16 protein-coding genes and 2 pseudogenes are annotated in these 19,776 nt (G+C 34.0%); 10 read left to right on the top strand and 8 right to left on the bottom strand.

What is annotated here, in order from left to right:
* Positions 1 to 4 precede the first annotated feature (4 nt).
* From sat to PLX19_RS04780, 5 genes are all read left to right on the top strand, one after another.
* Positions 5 to 1,186: a sulfate adenylyltransferase gene (gene sat, locus PLX19_RS04800; RefSeq protein ID WP_272187354.1), complete on the top strand. Its 1,182-nt coding sequence runs from the start codon at positions 5 to 7 to the stop codon at positions 1,184 to 1,186.
* Positions 1,173 to 2,300 (top strand): glycosyltransferase family 4 protein, encoded by a 1,128-nt coding sequence (locus PLX19_RS04795; protein WP_272187353.1) that lies wholly within the window; start codon positions 1,173 to 1,175, stop codon positions 2,298 to 2,300. The genes sat and PLX19_RS04795 overlap by 14 nt, the downstream gene beginning before the upstream one ends.
* 422 nt (positions 2,301 to 2,722) lie before the next feature.
* Positions 2,723 to 3,697: a GDP-mannose 4,6-dehydratase gene (gene gmd / locus PLX19_RS04790; RefSeq protein WP_272187352.1), complete on the top strand. Its 975-nt coding sequence runs from the start codon at positions 2,723 to 2,725 to the stop codon at positions 3,695 to 3,697.
* 89 nt (positions 3,698 to 3,786) lie between these two features.
* Complete coding sequence (locus PLX19_RS04785; RefSeq protein ID WP_035437158.1) at positions 3,787 to 4,914, top strand: DegT/DnrJ/EryC1/StrS family aminotransferase; 1,128 nt, start codon at positions 3,787 to 3,789, stop codon at positions 4,912 to 4,914.
* 132 nt (positions 4,915 to 5,046) lie between these two features.
* On the top strand, positions 5,047 to 6,780 hold the full coding sequence (locus tag PLX19_RS04780; RefSeq protein ID WP_272187351.1) for a DUF4214 domain-containing protein: 1,734 nt from the start codon (positions 5,047 to 5,049) through the stop codon (positions 6,778 to 6,780).
* 501 nt (positions 6,781 to 7,281) lie between these two features.
* Here PLX19_RS04780 and PLX19_RS04775 read toward each other — a convergent pair.
* Positions 7,282 to 8,034: a sulfotransferase family 2 domain-containing protein gene (locus PLX19_RS04775; protein ID WP_272187350.1), complete on the bottom strand. Its 753-nt coding sequence runs from the start codon at positions 8,032 to 8,034 to the stop codon at positions 7,282 to 7,284.
* Positions 8,035 to 8,618: 584 nt separating this feature from the next.
* Between PLX19_RS04775 and PLX19_RS04770 the strand changes: the two genes are divergently transcribed.
* The 5 genes from PLX19_RS04770 (at position 8,619) to PLX19_RS04750 (ending at position 14,993) form a co-directional block, all read left to right on the top strand.
* On the top strand, positions 8,619 to 10,319 hold the full coding sequence (locus PLX19_RS04770) for a DUF4214 domain-containing protein (protein WP_272187349.1): 1,701 nt from the start codon (positions 8,619 to 8,621) through the stop codon (positions 10,317 to 10,319).
* Positions 10,320 to 10,597: 278 nt separating this feature from the next.
* Positions 10,598 to 12,115 carry a hypothetical protein gene (locus tag PLX19_RS04765; RefSeq protein WP_272187348.1) on the top strand — a complete coding sequence of 506 codons (1,518 nt, stop codon included), beginning with the start codon at positions 10,598 to 10,600 and terminating at the stop codon, positions 12,113 to 12,115.
* A gap of 667 nt (positions 12,116 to 12,782) precedes the next feature.
* Complete coding sequence (locus PLX19_RS04760) at positions 12,783 to 14,159, top strand: sugar phosphate nucleotidyltransferase (RefSeq protein WP_272187347.1); 1,377 nt, start codon at positions 12,783 to 12,785, stop codon at positions 14,157 to 14,159.
* Between the two features lie 122 nt (positions 14,160 to 14,281).
* Positions 14,282 to 14,542, top strand: coding sequence for a hypothetical protein (locus PLX19_RS04755; RefSeq protein ID WP_272187346.1), 261 nt, complete (start codon positions 14,282 to 14,284; stop codon positions 14,540 to 14,542).
* An 82-nt stretch (positions 14,543 to 14,624) separates the two neighbouring features.
* Positions 14,625 to 14,993 carry an exosporium glycoprotein BclB-related protein gene (locus PLX19_RS04750; RefSeq protein WP_272187476.1) on the top strand — a complete coding sequence of 123 codons (369 nt, stop codon included), beginning with the start codon at positions 14,625 to 14,627 and terminating at the stop codon, positions 14,991 to 14,993.
* A 187-nt stretch (positions 14,994 to 15,180) separates the two neighbouring features.
* On the opposite strand, the gene fabI is transcribed toward PLX19_RS04750, so the two are convergent.
* The 7 genes and pseudogenes from fabI to PLX19_RS04720 all read right to left on the bottom strand — a co-directional run.
* The gene (fabI, locus tag PLX19_RS04745; protein ID WP_035437171.1) at positions 15,181 to 15,957 is read right to left on the bottom strand and encodes an enoyl-ACP reductase FabI; all 777 of its coding nucleotides are present in this window, start codon (positions 15,955 to 15,957) and stop codon (positions 15,181 to 15,183) included.
* A 110-nt stretch (positions 15,958 to 16,067) separates the two neighbouring features.
* Positions 16,068 to 16,922, bottom strand: a complete 855-nt coding sequence (gene rfbD / locus PLX19_RS04740; RefSeq protein WP_272187345.1) for a dTDP-4-dehydrorhamnose reductase — start codon at positions 16,920 to 16,922, stop codon at positions 16,068 to 16,070.
* An 11-nt stretch (positions 16,923 to 16,933) separates the two neighbouring features.
* Positions 16,934 to 17,905, bottom strand: coding sequence for a dTDP-glucose 4,6-dehydratase (rfbB, locus tag PLX19_RS04735; protein WP_035437175.1), 972 nt, complete (start codon positions 17,903 to 17,905; stop codon positions 16,934 to 16,936).
* Between the two features lie 15 nt (positions 17,906 to 17,920).
* Positions 17,921 to 18,466, bottom strand: a complete 546-nt coding sequence (gene rfbC / locus PLX19_RS04730) for a dTDP-4-dehydrorhamnose 3,5-epimerase (RefSeq protein ID WP_272187344.1) — start codon at positions 18,464 to 18,466, stop codon at positions 17,921 to 17,923.
* A gap of 8 nt (positions 18,467 to 18,474) precedes the next feature.
* On the bottom strand, positions 18,475 to 19,212 hold the full coding sequence (locus PLX19_RS04725; RefSeq protein WP_272187343.1) for a sugar phosphate nucleotidyltransferase: 738 nt from the start codon (positions 19,210 to 19,212) through the stop codon (positions 18,475 to 18,477).
* 33 nt (positions 19,213 to 19,245) lie between these two features.
* Positions 19,246 to 19,416: pseudogene (locus tag PLX19_RS26125) on the bottom strand (glycosyltransferase); the annotation flags it as partial.
* Positions 19,398 to 19,722 (bottom strand): annotated as a pseudogene (locus PLX19_RS04720) (class I SAM-dependent methyltransferase); the annotation flags it as partial. The pseudogenes PLX19_RS26125 and PLX19_RS04720, both read right to left, overlap by 19 nt.
* Positions 19,723 to 19,776: the final 54 nt, after the last annotated feature.

Here is a 19,776-nt window from a genome sequence, read left to right as displayed (position 1 = left end):
TATGATGGACTGTCCAATAGATACAATTTTTCCTCATGGGGGTATACTAATTAACCGTGAATTACAAGGAGCGGAGCGTGAAGAATATTTAAATAAAGTAAACGAACTCCCCTCTTTAACGATCTCTGCTTGGAGTATTTCTGACATTGAACTAATCGCAAACGGCGGCTTTAGTCCGCTCATCGGTTTTATGGATAGAAATGATTATGAAAGCGTCTTAATGACTATGCATTTAAAAAATGGACTGCCATGGACAATTCCTATCACTTTACCTATCACACAAGATGAAGCAAAAGATTTGCGTATTGGAACTGAAGTGATTCTTTACGGAGAAGATAAGATTCCTTATGCATTTATGCAAATAACAGATATGTTTCATTATGATAAACAAAAAGAAGCACAGCTCGTATTTGGTACAACAGAAGTTGCTCATCCAGGTGTAAAAAAATTATATGAACAAGGTGATATATATATAGCTGGACCTATTTCTTTGTTAAATAAACCTTCACACAAAAATTTCCAAGATTTTTATATGGATCCAAAAGAAACAAGAAATATGTTTTATGATTTAGGTTGGAAAACTATCGTTGGGTTTCAAACACGAAATCCTGTGCATCGTGCACATGAATATCTACAAAAAACAGCACTTGAAATCGTTGACGGGTTATTATTGAATCCACTTGTCGGAGAAACAAAAAAAGATGACATCCCTGCAGATATTCGAATGGAAAGCTATAAAGTATTACTGAAGAACTATTATCCAACTAACCGCACCCGCCTCGTTATCTACCCTGCCGCTATGCGTTACGCAGGTCCTCGGGAAGCCGTTATGCATGCGCTTGTAAGAAAAAATTACGGTTGTACACACTTCATTGTTGGCCGCGATCATGCAGGTGTAGGAAATTATTACGGAACGTACGACGCCCAAAGAATCTTTCGTAATTTTGATCTCATTGCAATTGGAATTCAACCACTATTTTTCGAACACAGTTTTTATTGTAAAAAGTGTATGAGCATGGCTTCTGTCAAAACATGCCCACATTCTAATACTGATCGTGTTATTTTAAGTGGTACCCAAGTTAGAGAAATACTTCGTAACGGACAAACTTTGCCGTCTGAGTTTACTCGTCCTGAAGTGGCGGAGGTGCTGATGAAAGGAATGAAGCGAAGCAATGCAAAAGACTGAAGAAACGCCATTAAAAAAAGGCATTAATTTAGTAGGATACGCACGTGCTGAATTTGGACTAGGAGAATCTTGTCGCCTCGCAGCAAAGTCCATCCAAAGTGCCAACATTCCATTTGGTATTATTAATTATTCGCTTCCACATGTAAAATCATTAGATTTCTCTTGGAAACATAAAGAAATAACCGCTCCTACCCACGATGTGAATATTTTTCATATGAATCCAGATATATTTCCAACCGCTTATAAACAGCTTGGGCATCAATTTTTTAATGGTCGCTACAATATTGGTTATTGGCATTGGGAGCTTCCAGAGCTTCCCAGGGAATGGTATACCAGCTTCAAACTTGTCGATGAAGTATGGGTTCCCTCATCTTTTGTACTAGAAGCTGTATCCAAAAAAACAAACCTTCCTGTAATTCGTATCCCGCATTGCATCCAAGTAGAATGCCCTGAAGGTATAAGTCGTGAATACTTTAATTTACCAACAGATCGCTTTTTATTTCTTTCCATGTATGATCCTAGAAGTATACAACAACGCAAAAATCCAGTTGCATCTATTCAAGCATTTCAAAAAGCGTTTTCTAAGGATGATCCTTCCGTTGGGCTTGTTTTAAAAATCAATAATTCAAATAATAATCTTGCAGAAGTGAAACAGATTCAGCATCTAATTCAAGATAATCGTAATATTTATCTTATTAATCAATCATTAACTCGAGGAGAAGTAAATGCCTTAATTCAATCAGTTGACTGTGTTGTCTCTTTACACCGTTCTGAAGGATTTGGACTGGTACTAGCAGAAGCAATGTATTTAGGAAAACCAGTAATTGGTACAAATTGGTCTGGTAATACTGATTTTATGAACGCAGATAATTCTTATCCTGTCAATTATGCCCTCGTCCCAATAAAACGAAATTACGGTCCTTACAAACATTATCAAATATGGGCTAAGCCAGATATTGAGCATGCAGCTTATTTGATGCGCCAACTTATCTCTAATCAAACACAGTGTAATCTTATCGCAAGGAAAGGACAAGAGACCATAATGACCTATTTTTCACCAAATGTGATTGGAAACATGATTGAAAAACGATTGACAGAACTAAGATTTATTTAGGTTCATCACCGTAATATGGGGTTGATTTTTTGAAAGTGAAACATTTTCAATACACGGAACGGAGAGTGGCGACTCCTGCGGGAATAGCGAGGAAAGTGAGACCCCGCAGGCTTGCCGAGGAGGCTCGCTCTCGCCCGCGGAAAGCGTCCACTCGGAGTGGAGTGTACATCTATCTATATGTCACCCCCGTCTTTTGGTGATGAACCTTTATTTAATGTATAAATCATCTATTCATTATTCTAGAGAGACGAAACAATAATTGTAAAATTGTTTCGCCTCTCTATTTTACTGAGTTCTTCCATACTGCCTATCTTATTCATGTAATGATGAAAATAAACGGTGTTTCAGTAGCAGTCAAGGTATATGAAACATATGATTAAAGGAGATAAAGGTTTTGATTATATACAGCATGGGGTGAAAATATGAAACAAGCATTCATTACTGGAATTACAGGCCAGGACGGTTCTTATTTAGCAGAATTATTGTTAAATAAAGGCTATAAAGTTTATGGATTAAAAAGACGAACTGCAACAGAAAACGATGAAAACATTAAACATCTAAAAGACGAGATTGAATTTCTTTCAGGAGATTTACGTGATTTAGCTTCCTTAATTCAAGCTGTTAAAGTTTCCAATCCAGATGAAGTATATAATTTGGCCGCCCAATCTTTTGTCGCAACCTCTTGGCTTCAACCTATTTATACAGGGGAAATAACTGCCCTTGGAGTTACAAATATGCTTGAAGCGATTCGGCTTACCAAACCAGATGCTAAATTTTATCAAGCATCTAGTAGCGAAATGTTCGGAAAGGTAGTGGAAACTCCCCAGAAAGAAACAACTCCATTTTATCCAAGAAGCCCTTATGGAGTGGCTAAAGTATACGGACATTGGATTACTGTGAACTATCGAGAAAGCTATGATAGTTTTGCATGTTCAGGAATTTTATTTAATCATGAATCTCCTCGCCGCGGTTTAGAGTTCGTTACAAGAAAAGTAACAGATGGAGTTGCTAAAATTAAATTGGGACTGCAAGATAAACTCCATTTAGGCAACTTAGATGCGAAGCGGGATTGGGGCTATGCAGGAGATTACGTTAAGGCGATGTGGCTCATGCTTCAACAAGATCATGCAGATGACTATGTTATCGCTACTGGGGAAACTCATACTGTCCAAGAATTAGTTGAGACTGCCTTTAATTACGTCGGATTAAACTGGGAAGATCATGTCATTCAAGATCCAAAATTTATGAGACCCGCTGAAGTAGATCTTCTATTAGGAAATCCAGCAAAGGCGAAAAAAGCATTAGGCTGGAAACCAGAAGTGAATTTTAAAGAACTAATTACAATGATGGTCGATAGCGATTTAGAACGACAACAACAGCAAAGAAAAGGATTATGAGCTTTAATTTTATAACTTTTTTATATTGCCTATCCCTCTTGACTTGTACTTTAACTTTAACTTTATTTTTATGTAGGGAGGACATTTTGATGACAAAATTTTATCCTATCGCTAGTCCTATATTAAATGGAAATGAAAAACAATATGTCATAGACTGCCTCGATTCTAATTGGATATCTTCAAACGGGTCCTATATTCAAAAGTTTGAAGAACAATTTGCACAGTATTGCAGTGTGAAACATGCTATTTCTTGTAGTAACGGAACAACAGCTTTACATCTTGCTCTTTTAGCATATGGCATTAAAGAAGGTGATGAAGTCATTATTCCGACTTTTACATTCGTTGCAACAGCAAATGCAGTTGTCTATTGTGGAGGAACTCCTATATTTATTGATTCTGATTCAACAACATGGAATATTGATCCTGCGAAAATAGAAGAAAAAATCACACCGCATACAAAAGGAATTATTCCTGTTCACATCTATGGTCATCCAGCTGATATGGACCCTATTAAAGAATTGGCAAGAAAATATAATTTATTTGTTATAGAAGATGCTGCTCAGGCTATAGGAGCGCAATACAAAGGAAAAATGACAGGAGCAATTGGTGATTGTGCTACTTTTAGTTTGTTTGGCAATAAAATTATTACAACAGGTGAAGGTGGAATGATTACTACTAATGATGACCACATAGCTGAAAAGATTCGAATTCTAAAGTCACAAGGAATAGACTTAAAACGTAAATATTGGTTTCCAGTTATAGGATATAACTATCGTATGACCAACATTCAAGCAGCAATTGGCTGCGCACAACTCGAGAACATTGACTGGCATATTCAACAACGAATTAGAATCGCCAATCAATATATACAAAATCTAAAAGATGATCAACGTCTCATATTACCTATCGAAAAAGAATGGGCTAAAAATGTATACTGGATGTTTAGCATACTATGTAGAGATTTTACTGAAAACGAACGGAATTTGTTAATGGATCGCTTAAAAGATAAAGGAATCGAAACTAGACCTTTTTTCTATCCTATGCATACATTGCCTCCTTATCAAAATTTACAGGAAACATCAGAATTCCCTATAATAAATCGTATTTCTGCTCAGGGTATTAATGTTCCAAGTTACGGAAACCTGACAGATGATGACATTCGATATATTAGCTTAAAAATAAAAGAAGCATTAAGCGAGGTAAGAATGAAAAAATGATATATGCCCCTCTCTTAAACTTATAATGAGCCTTTGCTTAAAAACAACATATCCCATTAATAGCTATAGAAATACCTCCTTGCTACAGCTATCTTTCATCTAAATACACCACGATGAAAAGAGATGTGAACGATGGACATAGTAAGATTAAGAAATAGAAACAATGATTTCAGCAACATACTTAATCAAACGAACAGTAAAAATATTATTGAATTATTGCGACAAATATGGACCCTTAATCATGAAGATTTTGTATGGGAATTATATAGACAAATACTGCATCGTGAACCTGACGAAAAAGGTTTCTTTCATTTTTACACTACACTTGCGAAAGGTGTAGCCAAAAAACAAATTTTAGTCGCAATCCTGACAAGCAGAGAGGCGATAGGTTTATACAGTCAAAAAGCCCCTCCCTCTCCTCCTCCTAATGCTTCCAAAACGATAAGTAGCTTCATTCATTCATTCTTCCTATCAAATGCATTACACTTTATCCATGCTTTATACAATGAATTTTTAGCTCGTAATCCAATAAAAACAGAAGTCCAACAGTTATCAGTTTGCTTAAAAACAAAACAATCAAGAATAGAGATAATAAAAAAAATACTAACAACAAATGAATTTCAAAAAGTATTAACCGACGCTAATTCTATCAGTAACTTGCATATAAAAAATAGAGAACAAAATCAAAACAAAAGTATAAAAAACATTGGAATTTTCCTAGGATTGGCTTATCCCGCCAATTTAGAAGGAGAAGGAATTGGTCGATTTAGTACAAGATTAGCAGAGGGATTATTTAAGTATGATCCAACCATAAAAATTTATGTTGTAACAAATAAAATAAATCTTAGTAGTCTTCGTAATCTATTTTCACAACTCGTGCTTTTATACCCTGAGCGACTTATCTTTTATGCATCTGACAGTATGGAATTCATTAATACCGAATTGCCAGTAGATGTATGGATTGTGCCATATGTCGGCTTAGAATTAGCTATGTATTTAGATAAACCTATTATTCTTTGTTTACACGACTTAGTTCACTTACACTTTCAAGAATTATATTATCAAGGAAATACGGATGAGTTTTGTTACCGTCTGGATCGTTTTATCCACAGATTAATCGATAAAGCTTCTGTCATCGTATTCTCTTCTAACTTTACAAGAAACCATGAAGGGTTACAATTTTTAAAGCTACCTATCGAAAAAACTCACGTTGTTAGATTGGCACCTCCTGTAGAAGAATACACTGCGTACCATATATATGATGAAAGCTCATTTAGAAATAAATACAAATTATATGGCGATTACATTGTTTATCCATCGGTTATTCGTCCGCATAAAAATCATTCTCTTCTTATTGAGGCATTTATAAAATTCAAGCAATTCCTTGAGAAACCACCTTCTAATTTAAAATTAGTGTTTACAGACCACTACCGTAATAGACCCATTCATCTTCCAGATGTTTATCTGCATTGTACTAATGAACAAATAAAAAACAGTATTGTCTTTCTTAATAGGGTTCCGTCAGACACTATGCCTTCCTTATACGAATATGCTTTAGGGACAATCGTTCCCACACTTTTTGAAGGAAGTTGCCCTTTCCCTATCCTCGAATCACTTATACTTGATACCCCGATTGCTGCTAGCCAAATAGAAGTTACAAGTGAAGTAGTTACAAATATGCCTGCTTTTTTCTCATTTAATCCATACTCAGTTGAAGAAATATCAAAAGCAATATATGAGTTAAGCAAAAACGGAAAACAAATGTTAAACCAGCAAAAATCTGCTATCAGCACTGCTTTAAATCGAAGGTGGGCCGATGTCGCAAAGGAATATTATGACATTATTAATAAAACTATTTATATATAACCTTTTGTTTTTATATTTGAAATGTATGTAAGGATACTTTACTGAGTCAAATATCCTTACATATCATCCTATGCTGCTTTAAGCTCTCAAATAATATGACATATTCTTATCTTTTTATCCGACATTAGCTTTTTTATAGGTAAACCATTCATATTTTTACCACTCATTATTGTAAACTTTTAGAGTAAATCTCTCACTAACTAAATTTTTACCTTATGGTCTTTTTTATTATAAAAAACACCTCCTTCTGTGTATTAATAATCTAGTCTTTCATCAAATTCCTACACAGAAAGAAGCATATCTATATAAATCCAATTTAATTTTCCAACACATAAATTGCGGCTATAGAAATAAAAGACGGCTGCGCTTACTTTCTCTCTCTCTTTGTTTCGTTTTGCATATGGCAAAAAATGCCCTGACCGCTTCTATGCATGGCCAGATGCTCTCACCCATCGAAAAAGAATGGTTTTATTTCGGTTTTCAACTTGAGTTTATATATTTTTATAGCCTATGTTTCCTTTTAAACAAACGCAATTCTTTAATTGAGTTTGTATCTAGGGAAGCAATCTTATTTTCTAATTTTTTTCTAGCATAATCATATAATTGCACATCTACCTCGTTTTTTTCCAGTATCTTATCAATCACTTTCTGCGGAATTTCTTCTTTTAAAGGTCTTTCTGTATTAACATTTAACTTTTTATAATTAATATTCCTCCATCCGAATTCTTTTTTCATGATATACAAAGATTCAGAAAACAATTCAGTAATCCCTACCACAGAAAAATATTTTTCAATATGCTCTTTCGCCATCTGCAAATCAGCAACATCATTACCTGTAATACAGCGCGTTTGCAGATTGACTGTAGAATAATTAAATTTTGGGTTGCTTACATACTCATCAATCGTCTCTTCAAAAAACAATTCTTTGTACTGGTTTGAATTCTTATGAGCAAAATAAAACCATGAGATTACTTGTTCAACCGGATGTCTCAACATTGTAATATAGGTAAAGGGCCTAGAAAGGTAACGATGAATGCCAAACAAAAAATGGCCACATAAAGTGTCAGCAGTTGTTAATTGCTCTTTATAAGAAAGTACCCCTTGAGGAAGTATTCCCTGTATATTCACATCATAATGTATATTATTTGAATATTGCCTACAAATCAAATCTGTCAATGTAGTTCCCCCAGCTTTAGGGATATGAAGAAATAATAATAAAGGACTTCTTTTCTCGCTAGACTGTCCTTCATTCATCTAAAAGTCATCTCCTTACGCTTAATTTTTTTCAGTATATGCCTCATAACTTTCTATAAGTACTATCTAAAAAGTGAAATTTGTACATTCAAAAAAAAAAGCATAATAATGCTGTAGAAGAATATAATAAAACGTCAAGTATAACTATCAAACAAAAAAATCGCACTATGCATTCTAGTAATTAAGTAAATATTGACGGTAATAAAAAACATATAATTAGACAATATGTCTTTTATATTCCTTAGCTTAATTATTATAAATTCTATATCTTACAAAGATCTTGATAATTCCAGTCACCAGATATTCACAATTACAAATACACTGTACCTATAAATCAAATAATTATTACCTAACTATTAGACTGTATTTATCCCGGTGATCAATAATAACTATATACATTTAAAATAATAATTGTAGTTTACTAATCTTTTATTCCTATTTATTGATAATATAAGACAAGATATCTTTTCTACCTACAAGAAATACGCATTGTGAATTTCTACTAAAAATGAGAACTCTTTCAAAGAATAAAAAATTATTCTTTATATATCACTCAATTTTCAAGCCATAAAGGAGTGACTACGATGAATAATCCTACTTCACCTTCAGATACAATCATTAATATTTTACGAAAAGCAGTTAGATTATCAGAAGAAGCGTTTATTCATGAACTTTTTAGGCAAATTTTATACAGGAAGCCCCAGCATGAGGAGCTAAATTACTATAGAAAAAAACTAACCCACACCCAAAGAAGAGAAATCATTAAAGAAATCATGCTAACTAAAGAAGCACTTAATCTATATACACAACACACCCAATCAGAAAAAACAGAGACAACGAAACCAGGGTTAATTTCCGATTTAATTTATAGGTTTTACAATTTGGATGACATGGAATTTACCTATTCACTATACCAACAATTCCTAAATCGATCTCCAGATTTAAAGGAAATTCAAATTCATGTGAATAACTTAGTTTCTGGCGTTCAAAGAAAAAATTTAATGGTAAACTTTCTATTATCTAAAGAATGCCGTCTGCTTTTAGAATCTGATATTGTAACGTCCAACACTTTAATATCCCCAAACACTCAACAACCTTCCCAAGTCCCTTCTGTAAAAATTGGTTTTTTTCTTGGATATTCAGTGAAAGTAGGTAAACATTTTGATGGAGAAGGTATCGGACGATTTATTATCCGATTAACAGAAGGTTTACTTTGTCATGATGAAAATGTAACTATAACTGTTGTAACTACTAAACAAAACTATATAGATATTAACAATGGATTCAAAAAGACCTTTTTATCTTTTCCTAACAGATTATCCATCCAAAAATTCGAAACTGTAGACTGGGTAAATGAAAATATTGATGTGGATATTTGGATCGTTCCTTATATAGGTATGGATTTGGCGCTAAATTTAAACAAACCCTTTATCGCTTGTTTACACGATTTAGTTTATATGCATTTTAAGGATATATATACAAGGCAGCCAGAGTTCTACGATAAATTTACAGATAACGCTAAAAAGGTGGCTAAAAAAGCTAAAAAAGTTGTTTTTAATTCTATCTTTACGAGAAATCATGAAGGATTGAAATTCTTGAAATTACCTAAGGAAAAAACTCATGTCATTAGATTGGCACCTCCAGTTGAGGAATATGATGTCATAGATTCATATAATGAAGTTTTATTTAGGGATAAATATAATTTATATAACAACTATATTGTTTACCCTTCCGTTATTCGTCTACATAAAAATCATGATCGACTTATTGAAGCCTTTTTGAACTTCCGACAAATCACTGAAGGTTCTTCATCCAACCTTAGTCTAGTTCTGACTGATCACTTTCGCTATGGTCCTAAAGAGAAAGAAATTATAACACTACTTAACAATTCTAATAACGTAAATATACGAGATAGTGTCATTTTTTTAGGGAGGATTGAACCAAATGATATTCCACTTCTATATAAATATGCGATAGGAACCATTGTTCCAACACTTTTTGAAGGGAGTTGTCCTTTTCAGCTATTAGAGTCTTTAATTATGGATACTCCTGTAGCAGTGAGCAGGATTGAAGTTGTTGAAGAGGTTATAACAGATATCGAAAAATTTATAACATTTAACCCCTACTCTACAGATGAAATTATGCTCGCAATTCAGAAACTATGGCGACACGATAACAATTTGCTAGAACAACAAAAAAGTGCAATTCAACACATACTTAAGAGAAATTGGAGCGATATTGCACAAGAATATTATACGCTAATGACCGAATTAATTATCAATTAAAAACCAAAATAAGAAAACCAAAATAGTCACTTTATATTGAAACACGAAAATATTCCTGTGAAGTTAGATTTCCTTTTCAGCAGTAAATTAATTTTTAAACAGAGTAGTCGAAATATAAAAAAAATTACGACAAAAACTCCTTTAAGGTGGTGCTTATTTATATGCTTTCCCCAAGAGTGTATTGGTTGTGTACTCATCAAACTTTGAGATACGAAGAAGTTCCATTGTTAATTGAGGCAGGAGCAGAGGTAATCCCATGCTTAGGAGACCCCTTTTGGTTGAAGTATGATAGTAATTATGACAATGAAAGTGACAGATTGTATCCTCATTGGCGAAAATCTTGTACCTTACCTACCAATATCGTTGAAAAAATTAGAAGAATTAACATACTTGAAAAAAAAGGGAAATTAAATCCAGATGAAGCTAAACTTATTAATCAATGGCTCGATATAATATTTATTTCTAACTATCCAGATATTTTAGCAAACATCACAAAATGGTATCAAGGATATATCATATTTAGGGTATTTGGTCACGGTGATTATACTACCTATACAAACGAAATGGCTAGATTAAACATTAATATAGATAAGATAGTAGAAACAGATAAATATGTATGGTGCCCAATACTAAAGAGCTTGGACGTTCCTGAAGATCCTAGAATTACTAAAAATAAGTTTTATCTAAATGCATTTGTTTCCAACAAAAGATTAGGGTTCAAATGGAAAGGAAGAAACTCTAAAAACTTTATTAGTACTACAATCTCATATTTGGACGGTAATCCAGCAGCTAATAAGATATTCAAAGATTTTAACGAAAAATTTTCAAATATCCCTTTTATTGTATTAGGAAAAAACTCAAAGAATATAGTCAAAGATATTTCGGAGAAAGTAGTTGGACATACAGAAGACAATCTTTTTTATTCAAAGATTGCTGAAAGTAGAATGTTTGTTTACTTTGGTCTCGGTTCTAACTATCATGTGCACTACACTCCTATTGAAGCTTTAAGTATGGGAGTTCCCACAGTATTTTTAGAAAAATCAGGTCTTGCCCAAGAGGCAAGGGACAATGGCATAAGCAATTCCGCCCTTAAAACAATAGGTATGTGTTCTGACACAGAAGAGATGAAAGAATTTGTTCTTAAAACAATGAATAACTTTACCGAATTAGAAAAACTTGCTCATAATCAATCTAATATATTAGGAAATATATTCAAAAGAGAAGCAGCTTTAGTAAGAGCCAAAAACTTCTTAAAAAATATTCAACCATACATTGTAGCTCACAGGAAACAACAGTACAATCATGAAATTTCTTTAAACCTTACTCAGGAGGATTGTTTTCGCGACAACTCCATTCAAACGGACTTACCTATAGCTTTAGGACAGCGAATTATCTTCAGCACAGAAAAAATCAATTCGTTTACAGGAAAATTAGTATACGACCACACAAGACAATTTATAACTCGTAGAGTGGAACAAGGAATCGACTCTCCTGGAATGTTTATTGGGCAATATATTGGAAAAATGCATCCAGGCGAATATCTATTCTCTTTTGAACTGAATTCCTCTACAAATTACAATTCACCTATTGGCACTTTTGCAATAGGAGTATGGAGTCCACAGTTTAATATATTAACTTCACAGGATATTTCTAAAGTAAAGGCCGGAAAAAATTTCATAAACTTAACCTTACAAATCTCCCCAGAAAATGCAGATCTCCTAAAAGAAATACGTTTATTATGGAATGGAACTCATACCTGTGAAATACCGAACCTTATTGTTGAAAAATTAACCTAATTTAACCACAACTTAAAATTTCAGCTTGAATAATTCAAATAAATTCTCTGTAAGAATAAATAACAATATAATAAAAGTTGAATAAAACTAACAATAGAACGAAAACGTTATACATGTACTTTGTTGAATAGACATAGATAAAGTACAACTTCCATCAATGGGGGGATCCCCCATTGATGATTCGTTAAACTAACCGCGAACATGCCAGCAGTTATTCCCATCCTATCTTTTTTCCTTCTTAAGATGGAAGATAATCGCTCAAAAGTATCGGGATAATATGACTATTTTATGGACAAATTATCACCTATTAACTACAAGCAACATATAATTTTATTAAGTTAAATTTTTATATTTTGTAAACTTAAACAGTAAGTACAGGGAATATAAAACTCAATTTTTCACAACAACATTTAATCCTTAAGTATAAAGAACTGCTTTGACAATGAATTAACATAGGAAAAGAAATATGAACAATACAAATTTTTGAAGATGAGTTTTATAAATAGAAAGATATGATTGGAAGTAAGATTATACTATTACAAAGAAACATTCATCTTTTAAGATGAGCGAGTACGAAAAAAATTAAATATGCATAAAAATCCCTACTTACTTTACTTGCTACACCCCATAACATCGAGATTTAATATCACTAGAAAGTTGGGATAATATGAAACTTATTTTACTATCTGGAGGATCAGGAAAACGTTTATGGCCACTATCAAATGACCCTAGATCCAAACAATTTTTAAAAATACTTCGTAACGAGCATGGTGTTCAGGAGTCCATGATTCAAAGAATTGTAGGACAAGTTCAATCTATCGGTTTAACAAAATCTACTTATATCGCGACTTGCAAATCACAAACTGATATTATTCAAAATCAGATTGACAATCAACTTCCTCTTATCGTCGAACCAGATCGACGAGATACCTTCCCCGCTATTGCTCTAGCATCAGTCTATCTCCACTCTGTCCTAAATGTTGATGGTAATGAGACTATTTGTATCATGCCTGTTGATGCGTATGTAGAAAATTCTTTCTTTGAATCCTTACTGAAACTTGAGCAAATTTTGACAGATTCAAACGCATCACTTGCACTTATGGGCGTTCGACCTTCACATCCTTCTGAACAGTATGGTTATATTACGACTACCCCTAGCCATTCTTCATCAGCACAAATACCTCCATATATGAAAGTTAACCAGTTTATTGAAAAACCACTACAAAGCAAGGCAAAAGAACTTATTCAACAAGAAGCTCTTTGGAATTGCGGCGTATTCGCTTTTAAATTAGGGTTTTTAATTCAATACCTAACTTCTATGAAAATACCCGTTCAGTATGAAGAACTTATACAACAATATTCCGCCCTTCCCCAAAGAAGCTTTGACTATGAAGTTGTAGAAAAATGCGATGATATTGTGGTAATACCCTATGAGGGAGCATGGCGTGACTTAGGAACTTGGAATACTCTTACAGAGATTATGGATACACAAATTATCGGAAATGGGATTTTAAGTAAAAATACCCTTAATACTCATATCATCAATGAACTAAATCTTCCTCTTGTTGTTGCAAATATCTGCAATAGCATTATAATAGCAAGCCCTGAAGGTATTTTGATAGCTGATAAACAGGAAAGTGAAAAAATTAAAGAACTTATTAATCACGAGAATTCAAGACCTATGTATGAAGAAAAACGTTGGGGAAATTACCGTGTTTTAGATTACGAGAAACTTAAAGATGGGAATGAAGTTTTAACCAAAAGGCTTAAAATTTTAGCTGGAAAAAATCTCAGTTATCAAATGCATTTTAAGCGCGAAGAAGTTTGGACAATTATTGCAGGAGAAGGCGAACTTATTATAGACGAAAAGTTCAAAATGATAAAACCTGGCGATGTTATTTACATTCCAGCTGGAACAATGCATGGAGCACGTGCTATTACTGACTTAGAATTCATTGAAGTCCAAATGGGAAGTAAGTTAATAGAAGATGATATTTTACGTACTCATATGACATGGGAAGAAATCGAATGCGATTTCAGATAAAGATTCCATACACGCCTATTATTAGGTATATTCCTTATTTACAGTAAAGTTAGTAACCCGTCTATAACATTTCACTTACTTTTTTCATTAAATAAAATAAGAATGTACAAAGAAGTGAAAATGTGGATTCTTGTTATAATTTCATTGCCCTTCCAGTAAAAGAATTCCCTGCTTTCGGAATTGCTTTTTTAGCAGGTGATGAGCCTATTTCTGAAAGTCAACCAATTCCTTTACCTAGTAATAATCCAAATTCAAACGTATCCATTCCCGTTCTTCTTGATGTGGAAAATAATAATCCTAAGAATGTACTTCGCGTCAAAACATCCGAAATATATCAACTTAATTATACATTAACAATCTCTTTGGATCACCTGCTACGTTAGTTACTATTTTAGTTAGTGTGAATACTAGCACTATACTTGGATTTGGAAGCTCATTTGCTGGTGTTAAGTTTCCGGAGCAACAATAACTTTAGCACATGGAAGTGTTTTAGACTTTGCATTCGTTATGCCTCGTACTGAAACAATCACATCATTATCTAGTTTCTTTAGCGCGACAACAGGATTAGCTTTATTACCGAGTTCTGTAAACGTTCAAATACAAATATATGTTGCACCTGCAAGCAGTAATACTTTCAGTCCAGTCGGAACACCTTTATCACTTCCATCCTGTACTCTACTTTCTATTGGTGATACTTTTGCTAATATTCAAGCTCAATCTATAGCGGTATCTGCACAAGATAAAGTCTTATTAGTTATCTCTACAAATACACAAGGTATTAGTCTTGCTACTTCTATAGCAGGCTTTGCAAGCGCAGGTATAACGATTGACTAACTCTAATATTGATACGATTCTTTATTAAAGAAGAAAATGGTTAGCATTTAGAAACGGAGCAAACTCATCAATTTTAATAAAAAAACGATAAAAGTTCTATCCTCAGAACTCTTACCGTTTTTTATTTATATATGTTCTGTCTTCCGAAAAATCATTTCTATTTTCTTCTTACAGAAAAACATACACATTATCCTAAAATATGATAGCCAGAATCTACATGAATATTCTCACCAGTCACACCGCTTGCTAGGTCACTGAATAAGAATAACGCTGTGTTTCCTACTTCTTCTTGTGTTACGTTACGACGAAGTGGAGCGCGTTCTTCAATTTGTTTTAAGATGCTGTTGAAGTCGCCAACACCTTTTGCAGATAATGTACGAATTGGCCCTGCTGAAACAGCGTTAACACGAATGTTATGCTTTCCTAAGTCGTTCGCTAAATATTTTACGCTCGCTTCTAACGATGCTTTTGCAACGCCCATTACGTTGTAGTTTGATACAACGCGCTCGCCCCCAAGGTACGTTAATGTAACGATGCTGCCGCCCTCTGTCATTACTTCTTTTGCTGCTCTTGATACAGCTGTTAAAGAGAATGAGCTAATATTTTGCGCTAATAAGAAACCGTTACGAGATGTATCAACGAACTCACCTTTTAAATCATCGCGCTCTGCGAATGCAATACAGTGAGCTAGTCCATGAACAACACCAACCTCTTCCTTAATTGTTTGGAAGCAGCTCGCGATATCTTCATCATTTGTTACATCACATGGTAATATAAGTGATTTTTGTCCCTCTAATGATTCTGCTAAATCACGTACATTCTTTTCTAAGCGTTCACCAGCATATGTGAAAATTAAGTTTGCTCCAGCATTATGTAATGAACGAGCAATGCCCCAAGCGATACTTCTTTGGTTCGCAACACCCATTACAACGATATTTTTTCCTTTTACATTGAGAAGATCCATATATTTATCCTCCTATATTTATATATTATAGTTGTTATTAGAACCTGGTACTATTTTTATATTAACATAAAATACTGTAAAGGCAAACAAAAATCACTAGCTCACCTTCACTAGTGATTCTTTGTTTCGCTAAAAAATCCCTCTAATCCTTCTTCCCAAGTTGGCATTTGCGAAAAACCATTTAATTTTAACATTTTGTTCTGTAAAATTGAATATTTCGGCCTCAATGCTTTTGCCCCAAACTCTTCGGTTGAAATAGGTACGACGTTTACTTTTTTATTTGCATAAGAAAAAATTTGCTTAGCAAATTCATACCAAGAACACGATCCACTATTTGATACATGATATATTCCATATAATGATGTATTCATGATTTTTTTTATCACGTGAACTAAGTCTTTTACATAGGTAGGAGATCCAATTTGATCAGAAACAATAGCTATAAGCTCTTTTTCTTCACTAATCCGTAACATCGTTTTCACAAAGTTATTTCCGTTCTTTCCGTAAAGCCATGACGTGCGTATAATAAAGTATTGATCATGAAAACTTTTTACAAATTCCTCTCCTGCATATTTAGAAAGACCGTATACATTTACTGGTTCTGGTATATGCCATTCATGATACCCTTCTATTCTACTGCCGGAAAATACATAATCTGTACTGATATAAATAAACTTTGCCCCTAAACTTTGCGCCATAACCGTGACATTTCTTGTTCCAATTGCGTTTGTTACATAAGCTAAATCTTGTTCCTCTTCTGCCTGATCTACTTTTGTATAAGCAGCACAATGTATAATGATATGAGGCTTTATCGTTTTCATCACATGCTCTACTTGTGACATGTCGGTAATATTTAACGATTTCTTGTCAAATGGATATATTTCATACAACTCCGAGCCAAAATCCTCTACTATTTGTCTCCCTAATTGCCCATTTGCTCCCGTTATCATAATCCGTTCTTTCATCTGCGAACCCCTTACTTTTCTTTTAACGGTCGCCACCACTGCTCGTTTTGTTCATACCAATGGACTGTTTCTTCTATCCCTTTCTTAAACGTATACGCCGGTTGCCATCCTAATTCTTGTTTTATTTTTTTTGCGTTAATTGCATAGCGGCGGTCGTGCCCTAAGCGATCCTTTACATGAAGAATATCATCTCTTCCTCTTTTTAGTAACGTCATAATCTGCTCTACAACTTCTATATTTGTTTTTTCATTATCTCCGCCAATATTATATACTTCTCCAAATTTCCCTTTATGCAATACAACATCAATTGCACTACAATGGTCATTCACATGAAGCCAATCTCTAATATTCAATCCATCTCCATATAACGGTAATTTCTTCCCTTCTAGTGCATTTGTAATCATAAGTGGAATTAATTTCTCCGGATATTGATATGGTCCATAGTTATTAGAGCAACGCGTGACGATAATAGGTAATTGATACGTTTTATAGTATGATAAAGCAATCATATCTGCACTCGCCTTACTAGAAGAATATGGACTGCTCGGATCTAACGGTGTTTGTTCTGTAAATTTCCCTACTTCTCCTAATGAACCATATACCTCATCTGTTGAGACTTGCACCATTTTAATATGAGGATATTTTTTGACTAACTCTAATAACGTTACCGTCCCAATTATATTTGTCTCGTAGAAAGGCATAGGATTTTCAATACTGCGATCAACATGAGACTCGGCTGCAAAGTTAACAATAGCATCTACCTTGTATTTCTGAACAACATATTCTAAAAGCTCACGATTTTGAATGATTCCTTTTTGGAAAATATAGCGAGGATTTCGCTCAATAGAACGTAAATTTTCAAGATTACCACTATATGTTAATGCATCATAATTAATAACATGGTAATTATCGTATTGTTTCAATATATAATGAACAAAATTACTACCAATAAATCCAGCTCCGCCTGTTACTAATATATTCATAGACAACTCTCCTATTTAAAAACAACCTTGGCACTCAATAAGCAGTGGTAGTAGTTGATCTTTCTTTGATAAAGTAGGTTCTTTGACCGGCCATAGAATGTTCAAATCTTTATCTTTCCAAAATACACCGCTATCGTGCAGAGCACTATAGTACTCATCAACTTTGTACATAACAACTGTATGCGGAACAAGCGTACAAAATCCATGAGCAAAACCTTTTGGAACGAGCAATTGCCGGCGATTTTCTTCACTTAAAATATAACCTTGCCACCGTTTATAAGTAGGGGATTCTTTACGTAAATCAACAATGACATCATAAATAGCACCTTGTATAACTTGAACTAGTTTCGTTTGCGCTTTCGGTTTCCTTTGAAAATGCAAACCACGAATCGTACCTGCCTTCGCAGAAGAAGAGATATTATCTTGTACAAATGAATAGGTAATACCAATCTTCTCTAGTGTTTCTTTATTGTAACTTTCCATAAAAAAACCTCGGTCGTCTTTAAACAAATGTAGTTCTAACAATTTCACATCATGAAAAGACGTGTCAATCACTTTCATATACTCACCTACTCTCCATTGAACTGTTTTCCAAAGTCTATATTTCTTGCCAACGTATTCGCTCTTTGAAGAGAAGTGTGAGTTCCTGCATCCGTCCACCAGCCGCCTAACGTATTATAAGTAAGAAGTCCCTTTTGTAAATACCAATTGTTCAAATCTGTAACCTCAAGCTCACCTCTTGCTGATGGCTTTAGCTGCTTTACATATGAAAAGGCTTGTGCATCATACATATAAATGCCTGTAACTGCATATGAACTTTTCGGTTCTTTCGGCTTTTCTTCAATTCTAATAATTTTTCCATTTTTAATAGACGGTACGCCAAATCTTGTAGGGTTTTCTACCTCTTTTAGTAATACTTTTGCCCCTTGTTCTTGTTTCACATATTCTTCTACATATGGACGAAGATCGTCTGAAAAAATATTATCTCCAAGTATAACTAGCATTCGATCCATGTCAACGAAATGCTCGCATAATCCTAAAGCCTCTGCAATTCCTCCCGCACGGTCTTGCACGCGATAAGTAAACGATACACCAAATTCATCCCCGCTCCCTAAAAAATCCACAACAGCCCCCATGTGCTCTCTTCCGGTAATCACCATAATATCTGTAATTTCACATTGTTTTAATTTGTATATTGAATGATAAATCATCGGATATCGCCCAACTGGAAGGAGATGTTTATTTGTTACTTTCGTAATCGGATATAGTCTTGATCCCGTTCCTCCCGCTAAAATAACCCCCTTCATCACAATCACTCCCTTATGCTGGAAATGAACTATTCATATAATTACGCAAAAATATTTTCCATATGCCAATGCATCAAAATCATCCCCATTATAATGAAGACACCATGGATGCATTTGGTTAAAAACCCCTACTAAATAACTTGCTTTGCGAAATTCAAATGACTGTGAAACATCATAAAAGTGAAATCCGTCAAATAAATGCTCTAATACATCTCCAAAAATAATACAATCAAACTGTTCTTTCTCATATGGTAAATCCATTGTTTCTATATTACCTTTGATTACATGATCCAATTTTGTTTTTGTGATTTGTGCTGCCTCTTCAAAAGCTTCGATACCAGAAACACGTATCCCCTTGTCTTTTATCGCAGCTCCTAACCTGCCTCGTGAACAACCAATATCAAGAACTTCCTTCCACTCAGCTTTAATATGCTTTAATAAATAAGGATTTGCACCTTCATAATAATTATCATGCTTTTCTCGATATAAAGGGGAGTCTTCTGTTTCCATTCCCTTCCCCTCCTATGCATACGCCGTCATCTATGTTATGCATGTGAAACGATT

Source organism: Bacillus sp. BP-3, from assembly GCF_028401955.1.
Classification (GTDB): Bacteria; Bacillota; Bacilli; order Bacillales; family Bacillaceae_G; genus Bacillus_A.
Note: the sequence above shows the minus strand (reverse complement) of the source record. Positions and strands in the feature narration are given on the sequence as shown.

Coding starts and splice junctions, on each gene's coding strand:
- gmd (WP_272187352.1), top strand. CDS start 2,723: ATGAAACAAGCATTCATTACTGGAATTACAGGCCAGGACGGTTCTTAT.
- PLX19_RS04795 (WP_272187353.1), top strand. CDS start 1,173: ATGCAAAAGACTGAAGAAACGCCATTAAAAAAAGGCATTAATTTAGTA.
- rfbD (WP_272187345.1), bottom strand. CDS start 16,922: ATGAAAGAACGGATTATGATAACGGGAGCAAATGGGCAATTAGGGAGA.
- PLX19_RS04785 (WP_035437158.1), top strand. CDS start 3,787: ATGACAAAATTTTATCCTATCGCTAGTCCTATATTAAATGGAAATGAA.
- rfbB (WP_035437175.1), bottom strand. CDS start 17,905: ATGAATATATTAGTAACAGGCGGAGCTGGATTTATTGGTAGTAATTTT.
- PLX19_RS04780 (WP_272187351.1), top strand. CDS start 5,047: ATGGACATAGTAAGATTAAGAAATAGAAACAATGATTTCAGCAACATA.
- PLX19_RS04760 (WP_272187347.1), top strand. CDS start 12,783: ATGAAACTTATTTTACTATCTGGAGGATCAGGAAAACGTTTATGGCCA.
- PLX19_RS04775 (WP_272187350.1), bottom strand. CDS start 8,034: ATGAATGAAGGACAGTCTAGCGAGAAAAGAAGTCCTTTATTATTATTT.
- rfbC (WP_272187344.1), bottom strand. CDS start 18,466: ATGAAAGTGATTGACACGTCTTTTCATGATGTGAAATTGTTAGAACTA.
- sat (WP_272187354.1), top strand. CDS start 5: ATGGACTGTCCAATAGATACAATTTTTCCTCATGGGGGTATACTAATT.
- PLX19_RS04725 (WP_272187343.1), bottom strand. CDS start 19,212: ATGAAGGGGGTTATTTTAGCGGGAGGAACGGGATCAAGACTATATCCG.
- PLX19_RS04770 (WP_272187349.1), top strand. CDS start 8,619: ATGAATAATCCTACTTCACCTTCAGATACAATCATTAATATTTTACGA.
- fabI (WP_035437171.1), bottom strand. CDS start 15,957: ATGGATCTTCTCAATGTAAAAGGAAAAAATATCGTTGTAATGGGTGTT.